Below are 17,188 nucleotides of genomic sequence, written 5' to 3' on the forward strand. Positions count from 1 at the left end.
GTAGCCTGTCGCCGGGGTGACTGGAGTTTGCCGGTCGAACAGCCTGTGTTCAGTTTGATGTCTTGCTCCACTGGCAATAGCAGCCCACCGCCAGGGTGTGGGTGGCGTCAACTTCGCGCCCGGCCTCGAGGGCTTTCAAGATCGGTTCGATAAAGCTGTTACTGGAATTACAGGTCAGCCCTTCACTGTAGGGGCCGAAATACGCGAGCTTGCCCGTGCGGTCCCAGATACCCACGGCAGGTGTCGCCGGCACCTGATCGGCGCCGGGCAGGGCGGCAAGCGTTTTCATCCTGTTCAGGTTGTCGGGCAGTTGACCGTGGCTGCCGGCCTTTTGCAGGGCATAAAACTCCACGCCCTGAGGCGCGTACTGCTCGATCAGCTCGCCCAGATGCTGCTGGTTACCCACGTTGCACGGGCACGCCGGGTCCCAGAAGTGCACCAGGCGGATCGGCCCCGGGCCCGCGAGTTCGGCGGGCAGGCGCAGAGTGTCGCCGGAGAACACCGCCGTGTGTTCGCTGAAGGCGCGCAGGTAGCGGCCCTGGAACCAGTCATAGGCCGTCCACAGCACACCGGTGCAAATGGCCAGAATCAGGCTGGCGAACAGGGCAGTGCGCAGGTGCTGTCGCATCGGATCTATCCTCGGAGGTCGCGTAGCTTGCCATGCTTGCTCTGACAGATGAATATCGCAGGTCGATATTCATCTTCACCCTCAGTCTGGAAGCCTTTATGCCCGTCACTTTTGACCCCGATCATCTACGCGAAAGCTTGCGGCCCCTGGTGGATGCGCAGCCGCTTTCTGTGGAGGCCCGGGTCTACCAGCGTTTCTACGGGCTCGACCTGCCTGCGCGCAAAGTGCCGGCGGTGAGTCGCCTGGGGCGCTTCGAGGTGCAAGGCTTCCAAGTGGTGGCGCAGGTGTGGTGGCCGGCACAACCGGTGGCGACGATGTTCATGTTCCATGGCTTCTACGACCATATGGGACTGTACCGCCACGTCGTCGATTGGGCGCTGGACCAGGGGTTTGTGGTGATCGCCTGCGATTTGCCGGGCCATGGCTTGTCCAGTGGCGCCCGTGCCAGCATCGATGATTTTGCGGTGTACCAGGCGGTGGTGCAGGCGCTGTTCGCCCAGGCTCAAACCCTGCAACTGCCGCAACCCTGGCACCTGTTCGGGCAAAGCACCGGCGGTGCAGTGGTGGTCGACCACTTGCTCAACCATGGCGTCGACAGCCCGGCCCAAGGCAAGACCTTCCTGCTGTCGCCCTTGGTGCGGCCGCGCGCCTGGGGCTGGTCGCAGGTCAGCTATTACCTGCTGCGCCCGTTTGTAAAAGGCATCGCCCGCCGGTTCAGCGAGAACACCCACGACCCGGATTTCAAACCGTTCCTGGAAGCCGACCCGTTGCAACCCCGCCAACTGCCCACGGCGTGGGTCGGCGCGTTGGCGAGCTGGATCAAGCGCATCGAAGCCGCGCCGCGCAGCCCACGGCGGCCAGTGATCGTGCAAGGCGAGGAGGATATGACGGTGGACTGGCAGCACAACTTGCAGGTGCTGCGGGGCAAGTTCGATCAGCCTGAGGTGTTGATGCTGCCGCGTGGCCGGCATCATCTGGCCAATGAAATTCCAGAGATTCGCCGGCAATACTTCAGTTTCCTCACGGAGCATCTGAAGTAGCACAATCCAACTGTGGGAGGGGGCTTGCTCCCTCCCACATAGGTTATTGCGACAGGCTGGAAGTGCTTTGCCCGACTGCAAGCCCTGCGCGAATGGCGGCAAGAGCAGCCTGGTAATACGCCTTACCCTCCGGCGACTCGGCAAACGTCGCGAACTCTTCCAGCTCCGGGTCGGACAGGTTCCGATAGACGTACAACAGCGTGTTGTTCAGGTCATTGCCAATCTGCCGCATCAGGCGCTCGCGCTGCCCATTCAACATGCCCTGGGCCTGGCCGCCGCCCAGCAGGCCGGGGATCATCTGGCTCAAGCTGTCAGCCGCGACACCGGCAATCGCCAGGCTGACTTCTGCACCGGCTTCGCGCGCGGGCAGGGCCTGGGCCAGGTGGCCGATGATCAGGCTGCGGGTTGCATCGGCTTCCATGTGCGGCAAACCCTGGGCGTTTTTCGCCAGCTGGTCGCGGCGGGTGGCGAGCAATTCGGCGTCGACAATCTTGCGGCCCAGGGGCGACTGAAAAAACGCCAGAGCGGGCTTCGGGTCGGCCAGGTGCTGGCGCAATTGCGCTTCGGCGCGCTGGTCCATGGCCTGGGCGGCAAAGCGTTTGTTGCTGTTGTCCACCAGCGCCTGGTACACCGCCGGCGGCAGGCTATTGCGGTAGCGTTGTTGGGCGGCACTGAGGGCGTCATTGAAATGCGCACGTTGTTCGGCCCAGCCGGCGACCTTGTACAACTGGTCATGGCTGTCTGCCCAGGCGGGCAAAACGCAGAACATCAGCACGGAAAAAAACAAACGACGCATAGGGACTCCTGTCAGTCGGCCACTATTGTCCGTGTCAGGCGTAGGATTTGTCGAGAAGTCCTATCAGTCACCTGACTAAAGTGTATTCAGACGCTCGGCGGCTCTGTCGAATTCACAGGCGTATGGATACTATGCGCGCCATGCAAATATCCCTCGATCACCCGCTGCTGCAACGTATCGTCGACGACCTGGCCGAAAAAGGCTGGTCGCAGCAAAATGGCTTCCTGCCCCAGGCTCTGACCCTGGAGCTGGCGGCCGAGTGCCGTAAACGTGCGGCCGAAGGTGAGCTGGCGCCTGCCGCTGTCGGGCGCGGGCCGGCCCAGGAAATCCGCGAGGGGATTCGCGGTGACCATATCCAGTGGCTGGAAGAGGGCGACGCGCCGGTATGCGAGACCTACATGGAGTTGATGGACAGCCTGCGGCTGGCCATGAACCGCCATCTGTTCCTGGGCCTTGAAGACTTCGAAAGCCACTTCGCGATGTACCCGCCGGGTGCGTTTTATCTCAAGCATCTGGACCGTTTTCGCGATGATGACCGGCGCACGGTGTCGGCAGTGGTCTATTTGAACGACGCCTGGTTGCCTGAGCATGGCGGCCAGTTGCGCATGTACCTCAAGGATGGCGTGGAATACGATGTGCAGCCCACCGGCGGTTGCCTGGTGGTGTTCCTCTCGGGTGAAGTCCCTCACGAAGTGCTGCCCGCCACGCGTGAGCGCTTGTCCTTGACCGGCTGGTTTCGTCGACGGGGCAACGAGCCGTTTTAAACATGGAAAAGATTCTGGTCAGCCGTTGCCTGCTTGGGCACAAGGTGCGCTACGACGGTGGCGCCAGTGGCCCGTTCGACCTATTGACGCAGTGGCAGGCCGAGGGGCGTGTGGTCGCGATCTGCCCGGAGGTGGCGGGTGGCTTGCCGACGCCACGGCCGCCCGCCGAGATTGCGGGTGGGCAGGGCGTCGATGTATGGGATGGGCGTGCCCGAGTGCTGACCGCCGAGGGCGAAGACTTCAGCGGCGCCTTCGTCGAGGGCGCCCGCCAGGCGTTGGCATTGGCGCAGCGCCACGGTATCCGCATCGCCATCCTCAAGGCCAACAGCCCATCCTGTGGCAACCGGCTGATCTATGACGGCACCTTCAGCGCCGTCAAGGTGAGCGGCGAGGGCGTGACGGCGGCGCTGCTCAAGCGCCATGGGGTGTTGGTGTTCAGTGAGCAGGAGTTGCCTGAAGCGGCTCAGGCATTGGCGCAATTGCAGGCGGTTGGTCCTTGAACCATTTGTGCGAGAGCGCTTTCAAGCGGCCATCGGCCTTGATCTGCTGCAGCGCCCTGTCCAGGCTGGTCTTGAACGCCGGGTTGCCCTTCTGAAACGGAATCGCCAGCTCCGGCTTTTCCAGGTAAGCCTCGCTGAAATCGAACCGATCCTGCAACTGCGCAGTCATAGCGATATGGTTGATGGCCACGTCATATTTGCCGGTTTCAACGCCCGGTAGCAGGTCGCTGTCATCGGTGGTGATAAAGGAGGGGCGCACGTCCAGTTCCTTGGCCAATTCTTCACCCAACTCCACTTCAAAGCCGGTTAGCTTATTGTCGTCCTTGAAGTTGAATGGCGGGGTGTTGGCTTGCACTGCGATGCGCAGTTCGCCGCGATCAAACACATCGTCGATCAGTTCGGCATGAGCCAAGGGGCTCAAAAGAGGCAGTAAAAGTACAAGGCCAGGCGAAAAGCGCATGGTCGCTCCTAAGGAATTGAGCTGTACGAGGCACCGTCCAGCATCGCTTTGCTATTGTGTTGAGTGCCTTGGACAGCAATTTGTCGCGAAGTTGTCATAACCCAACAGATTTCCTGCAGAAACTGGAGAAGCGAATGAAAGCCCTATCAGTCCGAGCAACATCCGCCCGTGCAACGATTGCCAGCCTGTTGCTGGGTGCCTCGATGTTGGCCACCGCCGCCGATGGCATCCCGCGTAGCGCGCCACCTGAAGGTGCCAAAGTGTTTATCGTGTCGCCCAAAGATGGCGCCACTGTGGATAAAACCTTTACCGTCAAATTCGGCATGGAAGGCTTGAAGCTCGCGCCGGCCACTGACCAGACCCCGGGCACCGGCCACCACCATCTGCTGGTTGACCAGAAAGAGCTGCCTGACGCCAGCGTACCGATCCCGGCCACCGACACCGTGATCCACTACGGCAAGGCCCAGACCGAGACCGAATTGACCCTCACCCCAGGCAAGCACACCTTGCAACTGGTGGCCGGCGACAAACTGCATATGCAGTTCAACCCGACTGTAGCCTCGAAAGTGATCACGGTTAACGTCAAGTAAGATTTGTTCAGACAAAAAAATGGGAGACCCCTGCGGGTCTCCCATTTTTATGGGTAGGCGCGGGTTCTTAGAACAGAACGCGGCTACGAATCGTGCCCTTGATGTGCTGCAACTTCTCTTGCGCCAGGTCCGAGTACTCGGCGTCGACGTCGATCACCACGTAACCGACCTTCTCGTTGGTCTGCAGGAACTGACCGGAGATGTTGATGCCGTTCTCTGCGAAGACCTTGTTGATCTCCATCAGCACGCCAGGGATGTTCTGGTGGATGTGCAGCAGACGGTGCTTGCCAGGGTGAGCCGGCAGGGCCACTTCCGGGAAGTTCACCGACGATACGGATGTACCGTTGTCGCTGTACTTGACCAGCTTCTCCGACACTTCCAGGCCGATGTTGGCTTGGGCTTCAGCGGTGGAACCACCGATGTGCGGGGTCAGGATCACGTTGTCCAGGCCGCGCAGCGGGCTTTCGAAGATGTCATCGTTGGAGCGAGGCTCTACCGGGAACACATCGATGGCGGCGCCGATCAGGTGCTTGTCCTTGATCGCGGCAGCCAGGGCATCCAGTTCGACCACGGTGCCGCGTGCGGCGTTGATCAGGATGCCGCCTTTCTTGATGGCACGGATTTCCTTCTCGCCGATCATCCACTGGGTCTCGGCGGTTTCCGGAACGTGCAGGGTCACGATGTCGGACATGCCCAGCAACTCGGTCAGGCTGCCCACTTGGGTGGCATTGCCCAACGGCAGTTTGGTCAGGGTGTCGTAGAAGAACACCTGCATCCCCAAGCCTTCAGCCAGGACCGACAGCTGAGTGCCGATCGAGCCGTAACCGACGATACCCAGCTTCTTGCCGCGGATTTCGAAGGAGTTGGCCGCGCTCTTGATCCAGCCGCCACGGTGGCAGGATGCGTTCTTCTCAGGAATACCGCGCAACAGCAGGATGGCCTCGGCCAGCACCAGTTCCGCCACGGAACGGGTATTGGAGTACGGTGCGTTGAACACCGCGATGCCGCGCTCGCGCGCTGCGTTGAGGTCGACCTGGTTGGTGCCGATGCAGAAACAGCCGACCGCCACGAGTTTCTTGGCGTGATCGAAGATCTCTTCGGTCAGCTGAGTGCGGGAGCGAATGCCGATAAAGTGCGCGTCGGCGATCTTTTCCTTGAGCTGGGCTTCCGGCAGAGAACTGGTGATGTACTCAATGCTGGTGTACCCGGCGGCTTTCAGAACGTCGACAGCCGATGGGTGGACGCCTTCCAGAAGAAGGAACTTGATCTTGCTCTTATCGAGAGAAGTCTTGCTCATCTGCGTAAACCTGTATCCCGGAGAAAAATGGCAGGGAGTCGAGCAGCGCAAGCTGACCCGGACGGCAGGAAAGCCGTCACCGCAGAAACGCCCTTGGGCTCTGTCCTGCGGGGGCGGTATGCTAGCATACGCGCCCCGCTAACACTCATTCCTGCGACGTGAAGCGTTCTCAGGATGACCATGAATTGTTCGAGAGTTCTGTCGATGACCCATCCTGCCCTGATTGATGAGCTGAAGACCCTGGTTGAGCCCGGCAAAGTGCTGACCGATGCAGACTCCCTGGAGGCTTACGGCAAGGATTGGACCAAGCACTTCGCCCCTGCGCCTACCGCCATCGTCTTCCCCAAGACCATCGAGCAGGTGCAAGCCATCGTCCGCTGGGCCAACACGCACAAGGTGGCGCTGGTGCCGTCCGGCGGTCGTACCGGCCTGTCGGCGGCAGCGGTAGCGGCAAATGGCGAAGTGGTGGTGTCGTTCGACTATATGAACCAGATCCTCGACGTGAACCTCACCGACCGTACCGCCGTGTGCCAGCCGGGCGTGGTCACCAAGCAGTTGCAGAACGCTGCCGAAGAACAGGGCCTGTACTATCCGGTGGACTTCGCTTCGTCCGGTTCCAGCCAGATTGGCGGCAATATCGGCACCAATGCCGGCGGGATCAAGGTAATTCGCTACGGCATGACCCGCAACTGGGTTGCCGGCATGAAAGTGGTCACCGGCAAGGGTGATGTGCTGGAACTGAACCGCGACCTGATCAAGAACGCCACCGGCTACGACATGCGTCAGCTGTTCATCGGCGCTGAAGGCACCCTGGGCTTCGTGGTCGAAGCCACCATGCGCCTGGACCGTGCGCCGAAGAACCTCACCGCGATGGTGCTGGGTACCACCGATTTCGACTCGATCATGCCGGTATTGCATGCGTTCCAGAGCAAGCTGGACCTGACCGCGTTCGAGTTCTTCTCCGACAAGGCCCTGGCCAAAGTCCTGGGGCGCGGCGACGTGCCGGCGCCGTTCGAAACCGAGTGCCCGTTCTACGCGCTGCTGGAATTCGAAGCGACGACCGAAGAAGTCGCCAACCACGCCCTGGAAACCTTCGAGCACTGCGTCGAGCAGGGCTGGGTGCTGGACGGCGTGATGAGCCAGAGCGAAACCCAGCTGCACAACCTGTGGAAACTGCGCGAGTACATCTCCGAAACCATTTCCCACTGGACGCCGTACAAGAACGATATTTCGGTCACCGTCTCCAAAGTACCGGCGTTCCTGCAGGAAATTGACGCAATCGTCGGCGAACATTATCCGGACTTCGAGATTGTCTGGTTTGGTCACATCGGCGACGGCAACCTGCACCTGAATATCCTCAAGCCGGAAAACCTGAGCAAGGATGAGTTCTTTGCCAAGTGCGCTACCGTGAACAAGTGGGTGTTCGAAACCGTGCAGAAGTACAACGGCTCGATCTCCGCCGAGCACGGCGTGGGCATGACCAAGCGCGATTACCTGACTTACAGCCGCTCGCCGGTTGAGATCGAATACATGAAAGCAGTGAAGGCGGTGTTCGACCCGAACGGGATCATGAACCCTGGCAAGATCTTCGCTGTTTAACCGCCCCGAAGGAGTCGTTTCATGAGCTATCAGCACAAGTATGTCGATGGCACCAACATCCACTTTCCGCTGGGTAAAGTGGTGTGTATTGGGCGCAACTACGCTGAACATGCCAAGGAGCTGGATAACCCGGTGCCGACCGAGCCGCTGCTGTTCATCAAGCCGGGCAGCTGCGTGGTGCCGCTGGAAGGCGGTTTCAGCATTCCGACCGAACGCGGTTCGGTGCATTACGAAGCGGAGATCGCGGTGCTGATCGGCAAACCGCTGTCGAACAAGCCCAGCCGCGAAGAAGTGCTCGACGCGATCTCCGGCTTCGCCCCGGCCCTGGACCTGACCCTGCGCGACAAGCAAGCCGAGCTGAAAGCCAAGGGCCTGCCGTGGGAAATCGCCAAGTCCTTTGACGGCGCGGCGGTGATTGCACCATTCGTGGTCGGCAGCACCTTCCCGGACGTGACCGATATCGGTATTCGCCTGACCATCAACGGTGAAGTGCGCCAGGACGGCAACAGTTCGCAGATGCTCAACCCGATCATTCCGATGATCCAGCACATGGCCGGCTGTTTCTCGCTGCAGGCCGGCGACGTGATTCTCACCGGCACCCCGGCCGGCGTGGGGCCGCTGAACGTGGGTGATGAGTTGGTGCTGGAGTTGCCGGGCGTGAGCCAGTTCGAAAGCAGCGTTCGCTGATTGCCTGCGTTAGTGTCGCCAAGGAGCGAGCAAGCTCGCTCCTTGGCGACACCATCCGGCCTCTGGCTCGCCGCTGCAGTGAAGGTTTTGCATTTTTTTCACACGCCATCCGGATAATCCGTAGCTTCCTGCGCGCGGGTTTTCTGATCCTGTGCTATCCCCTATAGCTGTCTTTCTGGAAAGCGCTCAATGGCCGTGTCTCTCCCCTCGTCGAAACCCAAGCTTCGCTCACGCTTTGCCCTGCGCTGGTATTCCTGGCTGTTTTTGGCTGGCACGATCACCTATGGCGTCGCCTGGGCGATGCATTGGGATGATCGGGGCGTGTTGTGGGTTGCCGAACGCTTCCAGACGCCGTTCGAGCGTCAGGCCAGCGTATGGCTGCCTGACTACCGTGCGGTGATTGACGCCAAGTTGCTGCCCGGCATGGAAAAGGATGAGGCTTCGGATGTCTCCTACAATCCGCAGACCAAAACCCTGTTCTCGGTCATGGGCAAGAACGCCTTCCTCGTCGAGTTAAGCCTGCAGGGCGATGTGCTGCGCAAGATGCCGCTCAATGGCTGGAGCAACCCGGAAGGCGTGACGGTGATGGAAAATGGCCTGATGGCGGTGGTTGACGAACGCGACCACAGCCTCACCGTCGTCAAGGTGGATGCCGCCACCACCCAGCTGAACAAAGCAGATTTCACCAGCTATGACCTGGGGCCGTCCAAGGATCAGAACAAAGCCTTTGAGGGTGTAACTTGGGACAAGCGTAACCAACAGATCGTACTCGGCGAAGAGCGCCCACCGGCGCTGTTTACCTGGAAATCCGATGGCAACACCTTGACGGGCGACAAGCAAAAGCTTGCCAGCACCGAGTTGGACATGCGCAACCTGTCCGCCCTGGCGATTGACCCGCGTACCGGCCACATGCTGGTGCTGTCGGCGGACTCCCACCTGCTCCTGGAGTTGGATGAAAAGGGCAAGCAAGTCAGCTTCATGACCCTGCTCGGTGGCTTCAACGGCCTCAAGCACACCATCCCGCGTGCGGAAGGTGTCACGATGGATGAGGACGGTACGGTGTATATCGTCAGTGAGCCGAACCTGTTCTATCGCTTCGAAAAGCAGAAATAGACTCCCTGATGCGTCGAATTGCCCGTCCCAGACCCGCGTTGTTCTTGCTCTTGCTGGCCGGCCTGGTTTGTACCGGGCTGGTCGCGCAGCACTTTCGCTTGTTCGAGCGGGCCTGGTTCAACCTCCAGACGTGGCGTCATCCGGCTGACGAGCGCTCCATTGGCCTGGCCGATTACCGCGTCACCCTCGAGGCCAAGGTCATCGAAGGGCTCGATGATGATGTCTCGGCGCTCACCTATGATCCGGTGCGTAAAAGCCTGTTCACGGTGACCAATAAAAACCCCGAGTTGATCGAACTGTCCCTGGACGGCGTGATTGTGCGGCGTATCCCGCTGATCGGATTTGGCGATGCCGAGGCGGTGGAGTTCATCAGCGACAACATCTACGTGATCAGCGATGAGCGCCAACAGCGGCTGATCAAAGTACATGTGAACGACGACACCCAGTTTCTCGACGCCGCCGATGCGGAGCAGATGACGTTGGGCGTGCACAGCGGCAGTAACAAAGGGTTTGAAGGGCTGGCCTACGATTCGGTGGGCAAGCGCCTGTTCGTGGCCAAAGAGCGCGACCCGATGCTGATCTACGAGGTGCGCGGTTTTCCCCATTTTCAACCGGAAAAAACCTACTCGGTACACGTGATCAACAACCCCAAGCGCGATGCGGGAATGTTTGTGCGCGACCTGTCGAGCCTGCAATACGACGAGCGCAGCGGCCATCTGCTGGCGCTGTCGGATGAGTCGTTCCTGGTGTTGGAGCTGGATATCGACGGTCGCCCGCTGAGCAGTCTGTCATTGCTCAGCGGGCGCCATGGCCTGACAAAGCGGGTACCGCAGGCCGAAGGGATCGCCATGGATGACACGGGTACGTTGTACCTGGTCAGCGAGCCGAACCTGTTCTACGTGTTCAAAAAAACCTAACTTCTGACACTCCATGTGGGAGGGGGGCAAGCCCTAATGCCAGTCAGTTAAGCGATAGAACGGACGATGAATAACTTGTGGGAGGGGGCTTGCTCCCGATGAGGGTGTGCCAGTCAGCAGTTTATCGACTGACCCACCGCTATCGGGAGCAAGCCCCCTCCCACAGTGACAGCGTTAAGCCTTAACTGACTGGCATTAGGGCTTGCCCCCTCCCACATTGGAGTTGCGGTGTTGTCAGGCCTTGAGGGTCTGGACGCCTTCGGCAGTGCCCAGCAGCAGCACGTCCGCCGGGCGCGCAGCGAACAGGCCGTTGGTGACTACGCCGACGATGGCGTTGATCTGAGTCTCAAGCTCCACCGGGTTGGTGATCTGCAGGTTGAACACGTCGAGGATGATATTGCCGTTGTCGGTCAACACACCTTCACGGTACACCGGGTCGCCGCCCAGCTTCACCAGTTCGCGAGCCACGTGGCTGCGCGCCATCGGAATCACTTCAACCGGCAGCGGGAACGCGCCGAGTACCGGCACCAGCTTGCTGGCGTCGGCGATGCAGATAAAGGTCTTGGCCACGGCCGCTACGATCTTCTCGCGGGTCAGGGCTGCGCCGCCGCCCTTGATCAGGTTCAGGTGTGCGTCGCTTTCATCGGCGCCGTCGACATAAAACTCCAGGTCGCTCACGGTGTTGAGCTCGTATACCGGAATGCCATGGCCCTTGAGGCGTGCGGCGGTGGCTTCGGAGCTGGCGACGGCGCCGTCGAACGCGCCCTTGTGCAGGGCCAGCGCGTCGATGAAGCAGTTGGCAGTGGAGCCGGTGCCGACACCGACGATGCTTTTATCGTCGAGTTTAGGAAGGATTAAATCGACGGCGGCCTGGGCCACTGCCTGTTTGAGTTGATCCTGGGTCATGCGGGCTCCGGAACGGGCGGGGAGTTATCGAGGGGCGCGAGTATAACCCAACAAAACCTCGGTATTCGTGTGGTCGCCCGGCCAAACGCTGGGTTAGACTCCTTGACCCTGCCCAATTCGCGAAGTAGATACCCGCCGATGCTTGAACACTACGTCAAAAAAATTCTCACCTCGCGCGTTTACGACGTTGCCGTAGAAACCCCCTTGCAGACCGCCCGCCAGCTCTCCGAGCGGTTGGGCAACAAGGTCTGGCTCAAGCGTGAAGACTTGCAGCCGGTGTTCTCGTTCAAGATTCGCGGCGCCTACAACAAGCTGACCCAGCTATCGGCCGAGGAACGTGCGCGTGGCGTAGTCACCGCGTCTGCCGGCAACCACGCCCAGGGCCTGGCGCTGGCGGCCAAGGTATTGGGGGTCAAGGCCACCATCGTGATGCCCAAGACCACCCCGGAGATCAAGGTCGAAGGCGTGCGCTCCCGTGGCGGCAAGGTGGTGCTGCATGGTGACTCCTTCCCGGAAGCCCTGGCTTATTCGCTCAAGCTGGTCGACGAAAAAGGCTACGTCTACATTCACCCCTATGATGATCCCCACACCATTGCCGGGCAGGGCACTGTGGCGATGGAGATCCTGCGCCAGCACCCGGGGCCGTTGGATGCGATTTTCGTCCCGGTGGGCGGCGGCGGGTTGATCGCGGGTATCGCGGCGTACGTGAAATACCTGCGCCCCGAAATCAAGATCATCGGCGTCGAGCCGGACGACTCCAACTGCCTGCAGGCGGCCATGGCCGCAGGGGAGCGCGTGGTGCTGCCAACCGTCGGCATCTTTGCCGATGGCGTGGCGGTGGCGCAGATTGGCCAGCACACCTTCGATATCTGCAAAGACTATGTGGATGAAGTGATCACCGTCAGCACCGATGAAATCTGCGCGGCGATCAAGGATATCTACGACGACACCCGCTCCATTACCGAGCCGGCGGGTGCCTTGGGTGTGGCGGGTATCAAGAAATATGTGGAAACCCGAGGTGTCAGCGGGCAGACCCTGGTGGCCATCGACTCCGGCGCCAACGTCAACTTCGACCGCCTGCGCCATGTGGCCGAGCGCGCCGAACTGGGTGAAGGCCGCGAAGCCATCATCGCCGTGACCATTCCCGAGCAACCGGGCAGCTTCAAGGCGTTCTGCGAAGCCGTGGGCAAGCGCCAGATCACCGAATTCAACTACCGCTACCATTCCGGCAGCGAGGCGCACATCTTCGTCGGTGTGCAGACCCACCCGGACAACGACCCGCGCAGCGCGTTGATCGCCAGCCTCACCGAGCAGGGTTTCCCGGTGCTGGACCTGACTGAAAACGAACTCGCCAAGTTGCACATACGCCACATGGTCGGCGGGCACGCCGCCAAAGTCAGCGATGAGCTGGTGTTTCGCTTCGAGTTCCCGGAGCGTCCGGGAGCGTTGTTCAACTTTCTCAACAAGCTGGGCGGGCGCTGGAATATCTCGATGTTCCACTACCGCAACCACGGCGCGGCCGACGGCCGCGTGGTCGCCGGCCTGCAAGTGCCGGCGGATGAGCGCCACCTGGTGCCTGCGGCGTTGGCTGAGATCGGTTATCCGTACTGGGATGAAAGCGAAAACCCGGCCTACCAACTGTTCCTCGGTTGAGCGACTACGCTGACAGAGCGGCCTTTAAGGAATCGAGACCATGGAAACGCTGACCACCCTCAAGGTTATCCACATCACCGCTACCGTGTTGCTGCTGCTCAGCGGCCTCGGGTTGGCGGTATTGGCCTGGCGCAAGCGCAGCGCCGGCCCGGCGGTGACCGTGCAACGCCCGTGGGCGTTTGTCTGGCTGTTGATGGGGATTTGCCTGGTGAGCATGCCGTTCAGCGGCTGGTGGCTGGTGCACCTGATCGGCTGGCCGTTGGGGCAGACCTGGATTCTGGGCTCCAGCATCCTCTATACCGTGGCGGCGCTGGCCTGGTTCTGGCTGGTTGCACGGCTTAATCGTTTGCGCAAAGGCGAGGGCGGCAGCCTGAATTTCACCCTGGTGCTGGCGGTGATCAGCCTGGTGGGGTTTGTGGCGATTGCCGGGCTGATGGGCGCCAAACCCATTTAGGGCTTTTAGACCGAGCTGCCTGCATCGGGAGCAAGCCCCCTCCCACCCTTGATTTGTGAACACGGTCCAAATGTGGGAGGGGGCTTGCCCCCGATAGCATTCTCAGCTGCGGAGTGTGATTACTGGCCAGCCGCGCTTCTCGGCCTCGGCACGAAGATTCGGGTCCGGGTCCACCGCCACCGGATGGGTTACTTGCTCCAGCAGCGGCAAATCATTCATCGAGTCGCTGTAGAAGTAGCTGTCTTGCAGGCTATATCCGGTTTCTTCCAGCCAACGGTTCAAGCGCGTCACCTTGCCTTCACGAAAGCACGGCACGTCGGTGCTGCGCCCGGTGTAGCGGCCATTGTCCATCTCGCACTCGGTGGCGATCAGGGTTTCAACGCCCAGGCGTGCGGCAATCGGCGCGGTGACGAAACGGTTGGTGGCGGTGATGATCACCAGCTTGTCGCCGGCGGCGCGGTGTTTGGCCAGCAGTTCCTCGGCCAGCGGCAGCATCAGCGGGTCGATGCAGTCGCGCATAAAATCTTGGTGCCACTGCTCCAACTGGGCCATTTCGGTACGGCCGAGGATTTCCAGGCTGAAGTTCAGGTAGGCGGCATTGTCCAGCTTGCCGGCCAGGTAGTCCTGGTAGAACGCGTCGTTGCGGGCCTTGTAGGCCACCGGGTCGAGAATCCCACGGGCGCACAGGTAATCGCCCCACGCGTGATCGCTGTCACCGCCGAGAAGGGTGTTGTCCAAGTCGAATAAAGCCAGGCGCATTGCAGTTACTCGCTGAAAAGTCTGTAAAAAGGCGTCCAGAATACGGTCTTTTCACAAGAGTGCACATAAGGTAAGAAGCCTCGTTGCCGCTTCATCAACCTTTGTGGAACAATGCGGCGACATGCGTTTGCGAGGTTGTTGCCGTGATCGACCCCGATGGTTTCCGTCCTAATGTCGGGATTATTCTTACGAATGATGCCGGACAGGTGCTATGGGCTCGCCGAATCAACCAAGATGCCTGGCAGTTTCCTCAAGGTGGGATCAACCCCGACGAAACCCCTGAAGACGCCTTGTACCGTGAGTTGAATGAAGAAGTCGGCCTTGAGCGCGAAGATGTGCAAATTCTGGCCTGCACCCGTGGCTGGTTGCGCTATCGTTTGCCGCAACGCCTGGTGCGTACTCACAGCCAACCGCTGTGCATCGGCCAGAAACAGAAATGGTTTCTTTTGCGCCTGATCTCCAATGAGCAGCGGGTGCGGATGGATTTGACCGGTAAACCGGAGTTCGATGGCTGGCGTTGGGTCAGCTATTGGTACCCGTTGGGCCAGGTGGTGACATTCAAGCGCGAGGTTTATCGTCGCGCTCTTAAAGAGCTTGCCCCGCGCCTTTTAGCGCGCGACTGACGACGGAGTTCGACCCCGAGCCATGCTCAATACGCTGCGCAAGATCGTCCAGGAAGTTAACTCCGCCAAGGATCTCAAGGCGGCGTTGGGGATTATTGTGTTGCGCGTCAAGGAAGCCATGGGCAGCCAGGTCTGCTCGGTTTACCTGCTGGACCCAGAGACCAACCGTTTTGTGCTGATGGCCACCGAGGGCTTGAACAAGCGCTCCATTGGCAAGGTCAGCATGGCGCCCAATGAAGGTCTGGTTGGCCTGGTGGGGACGCGTGAAGAACCCCTGAACCTTGAAAACGCGGCCGATCACCCGCGTTATCGCTACTTTGCCGAAACCGGCGAAGAGCGCTACGCCTCGTTCCTCGGCGCCCCGATCATTCACCACCGCCGCGTCGTCGGCGTGTTGGTCATCCAGCAGAAAGAGCGCCGCCAGTTCGACGAGGGTGAAGAAGCCTTCCTCGTGACCATGAGCGCACAGCTTGCCGGGGTTATTGCTCACGCCGAGGCGACGGGTTCGATTCGCGGCCTGGGCCGCCAGGGCAAGGGCATCCAGGAAGCCAAGTTCGTCGGTGTTCCGGGCTCGCCGGGGGCGGCGGTGGGGACGGCGGTGGTCATGCTGCCGCCGGCCGACCTCGACGTGGTGCCGGACAAGATCGTCGATGACATCGACGCAGAAATCAAACTGTTCAAGACCGCACTGGAAGGCGTGCGCGCCGACATGCGCAACCTGTCGACCAAGCTGGCCACCCAGCTACGCCCCGAAGAACGGGCGTTGTTCGATGTGTACCAGATGATGCTTGACGACGCGTCCCTGGGCAGCGAAGTCAAGAACGTGATCAAGACCGGCCAGTGGGCCCAGGGCGCGTTGCGCCAGGTGGTCACTGATCACGTCAACCGTTTTGAACTGATGGACGACGCCTATCTGCGCGAGCGCGCCTCGGATGTGCGCGACCTGGGTCGTCGCCTGCTGGCTTACCTGCAGGAAGATCGCACTAATAACCTGGTTTATCCCGACAACACCATCCTCATCAGTGAAGAACTGACCGCCACCATGCTAGGCGAAGTGCCTGAGGGCAAACTGGTGGGCCTGGTCTCGGTACTCGGCTCGGGCAACTCCCACGTCGCAATCCTGGCCCGGGCCATGGGCATCCCGACGGTGATGGGCCTGGTGGACCTGCCGTATTCCAAGGTCGATGGCATCGACATGATCGTCGATGGTCATCGCGGCGAGGTCTACACCAACCCCAGCGAAGTGCTGCGCAAGCAGTACACCGAAGTGGTGCAGGAAGAGAAACAACTGGCGCTGGGCCTGGACTCATTGCGCGAACTGCCGTGTGTCACCCTGGATGGGCGCCGTATGCCGTTGCTGGTCAACACCGGCCTGCTGGCTGATGTAGCTCGCGCGCAACAGCGTGGCGCCGAAGGGGTCGGCCTGTACCGCACCGAAGTGCCGTTCATGATCAACCAGCGGTTCCCGAGCGAGAAGGAGCAACTGGCGATCTACCGCGAGCAACTGCAAGCCTTCCATCCGCTGCCGGTGACCATGCGCAGCCTGGATATCGGCGGCGACAAGTCACTGTCGTATTTCCCGATCAAGGAAGACAACCCATTCCTCGGCTGGCGCGGCATTCGCGTGACGCTCGACCACCCTGAGATTTTCCTCGTGCAGACCCGCGCCATGCTCAAGGCCAGCGAGGGCTTGAACAACCTGCGCATCCTGCTGCCGATGATTTCCGGCACCCATGAGCTGGAAGAGGCGCTGCACCTGATCCATCGCGCCTGGGGCGAAGTCCGCGACGAAGGTGCCGACGTGCCGATGCCGCCGATTGGCGTGATGATCGAAATTCCGGCTGCGGTGTACCAGGCCAAGGAGTTGGCGCGGCAGGTGGACTTCCTGTCGGTGGGTTCCAACGACCTCACCCAATACCTGCTGGCCGTCGACCGCAACAACCCACGGGTGGCCGATCTTTACGACTACCTGCACCCGGCCGTGCTGCAAGCCCTGCAACATGTGGTGCGTGAAGCCCATGCCGAAGGCAAGCCGGTGAGCATCTGTGGTGAAATGGCCGGCGACCCGGCGGCGGCGGTGCTGTTGATGGCGATGGGCTTTGACAGCTTGTCGATGAACGCCACCAACTTGCCGAAGGTGAAGTGGATGCTGCGCCAGGTCGAACTGAGCATGGCCAAGGACCTGCTGGCCGAGTTGATGACCATCGACAACCCGCAAGTTATCCACAGCTCGCTGCAGCTGGCGCTGAAGAACCTGGGGCTGACGCGGATGATCAACCCGGCCTCCGCCAAAACTCTCTAAAGCTTGGTACACATCAAAAATGTGGGAGGGGGCTTGCTCCCGATAGCGGAGGGTCAGTCAAGTAGATGTCGACTGACCCCCCCCGCTATCGGGAGCAAGT

General features: G+C 60.7%; 18 protein-coding genes. 12 read left to right on the forward strand and 6 right to left on the reverse strand.

All coding sequences use genetic code 11. The annotated features are described in order from the left end of the window. Window positions 1-49 precede the first annotated feature (49 nt). Window positions 50-628, reverse strand: a complete 579-nt coding sequence (locus tag JBE38_RS12170; protein WP_104994962.1) for a DUF6436 domain-containing protein — start codon at window positions 626-628, stop codon at window positions 50-52. Between the two features lie 98 nt (window positions 629-726). Here JBE38_RS12170 and JBE38_RS12175 point away from each other — a divergent pair, with 98 nt between their 5' ends. Next, window positions 727-1,668: an alpha/beta hydrolase gene (locus tag JBE38_RS12175; protein WP_205344368.1), complete on the forward strand. Its 942-nt coding sequence runs from the start codon at window positions 727-729 to the stop codon at window positions 1,666-1,668. Between the two features lie 43 nt (window positions 1,669-1,711). On the opposite strand, the gene JBE38_RS12180 is transcribed toward JBE38_RS12175, so the two are convergent. Continuing rightward, window positions 1,712-2,464, reverse strand: coding sequence for a DUF2059 domain-containing protein (locus JBE38_RS12180; protein ID WP_090368135.1), 753 nt, complete (start codon window positions 2,462-2,464; stop codon window positions 1,712-1,714). 131 nt (window positions 2,465-2,595) lie between these two features. Here JBE38_RS12180 and JBE38_RS12185 point away from each other — a divergent pair, with 131 nt between their 5' ends. Beyond that, complete coding sequence (locus JBE38_RS12185; protein WP_205344369.1) at window positions 2,596-3,228, forward strand: 2OG-Fe(II) oxygenase; 633 nt, start codon at window positions 2,596-2,598, stop codon at window positions 3,226-3,228. A 2-nt stretch (window positions 3,229-3,230) separates the two neighbouring features. Then, complete coding sequence (locus JBE38_RS12190; protein WP_090368137.1) at window positions 3,231-3,728, forward strand: DUF523 domain-containing protein; 498 nt, start codon at window positions 3,231-3,233, stop codon at window positions 3,726-3,728. On the opposite strand, the gene JBE38_RS12195 is transcribed toward JBE38_RS12190, so the two are convergent. Next, complete coding sequence (locus JBE38_RS12195; RefSeq protein ID WP_060753521.1) at window positions 3,664-4,188, reverse strand: transporter substrate-binding domain-containing protein; 525 nt, start codon at window positions 4,186-4,188, stop codon at window positions 3,664-3,666. The genes JBE38_RS12190 and JBE38_RS12195 overlap by 65 nt on opposite strands. Window positions 4,189-4,322: 134 nt before the next feature. On the opposite strand from JBE38_RS12195, the gene JBE38_RS12200 reads away from it, so the two are divergent. Further along, entirely contained in the window at window positions 4,323-4,778 is a 456-nt protein-coding gene (locus JBE38_RS12200) for a DUF4399 domain-containing protein (RefSeq protein WP_060753520.1), read from the forward strand. 67 nt (window positions 4,779-4,845) lie between these two features. Here JBE38_RS12200 and serA read toward each other — a convergent pair whose 3' ends face one another. Then, entirely contained in the window at window positions 4,846-6,075 is a 1,230-nt protein-coding gene (serA, locus tag JBE38_RS12205) for a phosphoglycerate dehydrogenase (protein WP_060753519.1), read from the reverse strand. Window positions 6,076-6,279: 204 nt separating this feature from the next. On the opposite strand from serA, the gene JBE38_RS12210 reads away from it, so the two are divergent. The 4 genes from JBE38_RS12210 to JBE38_RS12225 all read left to right on the forward strand — a co-directional run bounded on the left by JBE38_RS12210 (window position 6,280) and on the right by JBE38_RS12225 (window position 10,391). Beyond that, a complete protein-coding gene (locus JBE38_RS12210; protein ID WP_090368139.1) occupies window positions 6,280-7,674 on the forward strand; it encodes an FAD-binding oxidoreductase in 1,395 nt (464 codons plus the stop codon). Window positions 7,675-7,695: 21 nt separating this feature from the next. After that, window positions 7,696-8,361, forward strand: a complete 666-nt coding sequence (locus JBE38_RS12215) for a fumarylacetoacetate hydrolase family protein (RefSeq protein WP_090368141.1) — start codon at window positions 7,696-7,698, stop codon at window positions 8,359-8,361. 189 nt (window positions 8,362-8,550) lie between these two features. After that, entirely contained in the window at window positions 8,551-9,474 is a 924-nt protein-coding gene (locus JBE38_RS12220; RefSeq protein WP_090368143.1) for an SdiA-regulated domain-containing protein, read from the forward strand. A gap of 8 nt (window positions 9,475-9,482) precedes the next feature. Further along, on the forward strand, window positions 9,483-10,391 hold the full coding sequence (locus JBE38_RS12225; protein WP_090368145.1) for an SdiA-regulated domain-containing protein: 909 nt from the start codon (window positions 9,483-9,485) through the stop codon (window positions 10,389-10,391). A 234-nt stretch (window positions 10,392-10,625) separates the two neighbouring features. Here JBE38_RS12225 and rpiA read toward each other — a convergent pair whose 3' ends face one another. After that, window positions 10,626-11,297, reverse strand: coding sequence for a ribose-5-phosphate isomerase RpiA (gene rpiA, locus JBE38_RS12230; RefSeq protein ID WP_060753514.1), 672 nt, complete (start codon window positions 11,295-11,297; stop codon window positions 10,626-10,628). A 138-nt stretch (window positions 11,298-11,435) separates the two neighbouring features. Here rpiA and ilvA point away from each other — a divergent pair, with 138 nt between their 5' ends. Beyond that, window positions 11,436-12,950, forward strand: coding sequence for a threonine ammonia-lyase, biosynthetic (gene ilvA, locus JBE38_RS12235; RefSeq protein ID WP_090368147.1), 1,515 nt, complete (start codon window positions 11,436-11,438; stop codon window positions 12,948-12,950). A gap of 40 nt (window positions 12,951-12,990) precedes the next feature. Then, window positions 12,991-13,404 (forward strand): DUF2269 family protein, encoded by a 414-nt coding sequence (locus JBE38_RS12240; RefSeq protein ID WP_090368149.1) that lies wholly within the window; start codon window positions 12,991-12,993, stop codon window positions 13,402-13,404. Window positions 13,405-13,506: 102 nt separating this feature from the next. Here the strand turns inward: JBE38_RS12240 and JBE38_RS12245 are convergent, their stop codons facing one another. Further along, window positions 13,507-14,163, reverse strand: coding sequence for a histidinol-phosphatase (locus JBE38_RS12245; RefSeq protein ID WP_090368152.1), 657 nt, complete (start codon window positions 14,161-14,163; stop codon window positions 13,507-13,509). 143 nt (window positions 14,164-14,306) lie between these two features. Here JBE38_RS12245 and JBE38_RS12250 point away from each other — a divergent pair, with 143 nt between their 5' ends. Together JBE38_RS12250 and ptsP are read left to right on the forward strand one after the other, a co-directional pair. Continuing rightward, entirely contained in the window at window positions 14,307-14,786 is a 480-nt protein-coding gene (locus JBE38_RS12250) for an RNA pyrophosphohydrolase (protein WP_003176750.1), read from the forward strand. Between the two features lie 22 nt (window positions 14,787-14,808). After that, on the forward strand, window positions 14,809-17,088 hold the full coding sequence (gene ptsP, locus JBE38_RS12255) for a phosphoenolpyruvate--protein phosphotransferase (RefSeq protein WP_090368154.1): 2,280 nt from the start codon (window positions 14,809-14,811) through the stop codon (window positions 17,086-17,088). Window positions 17,089-17,188 lie beyond the last annotated feature (100 nt).

It is taken from the genome of Pseudomonas sp. ICBG1301 (genome assembly GCF_016918385.1).
GTDB classification, from domain to species: Bacteria; Pseudomonadota; Gammaproteobacteria; order Pseudomonadales; family Pseudomonadaceae; genus Aquipseudomonas; species Aquipseudomonas palleroniana.

Excerpts from the sequence above, each read along its gene's own strand:
- JBE38_RS12170 (WP_104994962.1), bottom strand. The coding sequence starts at position 628 with ATGCGACAGCACCTGCGCACTGCCCTGTTCGCCAGCCTGATTCTGGCC.
- JBE38_RS12175 (WP_205344368.1), top strand. The coding sequence starts at position 727 with ATGCCCGTCACTTTTGACCCCGATCATCTACGCGAAAGCTTGCGGCCC.
- JBE38_RS12180 (WP_090368135.1), bottom strand. The coding sequence starts at position 2,464 with ATGCGTCGTTTGTTTTTTTCCGTGCTGATGTTCTGCGTTTTGCCCGCC.
- JBE38_RS12185 (WP_205344369.1), top strand. The coding sequence starts at position 2,596 with ATGCGCGCCATGCAAATATCCCTCGATCACCCGCTGCTGCAACGTATC.
- JBE38_RS12190 (WP_090368137.1), top strand. The coding sequence starts at position 3,231 with ATGGAAAAGATTCTGGTCAGCCGTTGCCTGCTTGGGCACAAGGTGCGC.
- JBE38_RS12195 (WP_060753521.1), bottom strand. The coding sequence starts at position 4,188 with ATGCGCTTTTCGCCTGGCCTTGTACTTTTACTGCCTCTTTTGAGCCCC.
- JBE38_RS12200 (WP_060753520.1), top strand. The coding sequence starts at position 4,323 with ATGAAAGCCCTATCAGTCCGAGCAACATCCGCCCGTGCAACGATTGCC.
- serA (WP_060753519.1), bottom strand. The coding sequence starts at position 6,075 with ATGAGCAAGACTTCTCTCGATAAGAGCAAGATCAAGTTCCTTCTTCTG.
- JBE38_RS12210 (WP_090368139.1), top strand. The coding sequence starts at position 6,280 with ATGACCCATCCTGCCCTGATTGATGAGCTGAAGACCCTGGTTGAGCCC.
- JBE38_RS12215 (WP_090368141.1), top strand. The coding sequence starts at position 7,696 with ATGAGCTATCAGCACAAGTATGTCGATGGCACCAACATCCACTTTCCG.
- JBE38_RS12220 (WP_090368143.1), top strand. The coding sequence starts at position 8,551 with ATGGCCGTGTCTCTCCCCTCGTCGAAACCCAAGCTTCGCTCACGCTTT.
- JBE38_RS12225 (WP_090368145.1), top strand. The coding sequence starts at position 9,483 with ATGCGTCGAATTGCCCGTCCCAGACCCGCGTTGTTCTTGCTCTTGCTG.
- rpiA (WP_060753514.1), bottom strand. The coding sequence starts at position 11,297 with ATGACCCAGGATCAACTCAAACAGGCAGTGGCCCAGGCCGCCGTCGAT.
- ilvA (WP_090368147.1), top strand. The coding sequence starts at position 11,436 with ATGCTTGAACACTACGTCAAAAAAATTCTCACCTCGCGCGTTTACGAC.
- JBE38_RS12240 (WP_090368149.1), top strand. The coding sequence starts at position 12,991 with ATGGAAACGCTGACCACCCTCAAGGTTATCCACATCACCGCTACCGTG.
- JBE38_RS12245 (WP_090368152.1), bottom strand. The coding sequence starts at position 14,163 with ATGCGCCTGGCTTTATTCGACTTGGACAACACCCTTCTCGGCGGTGAC.
- ptsP (WP_090368154.1), top strand. The coding sequence starts at position 14,809 with ATGCTCAATACGCTGCGCAAGATCGTCCAGGAAGTTAACTCCGCCAAG.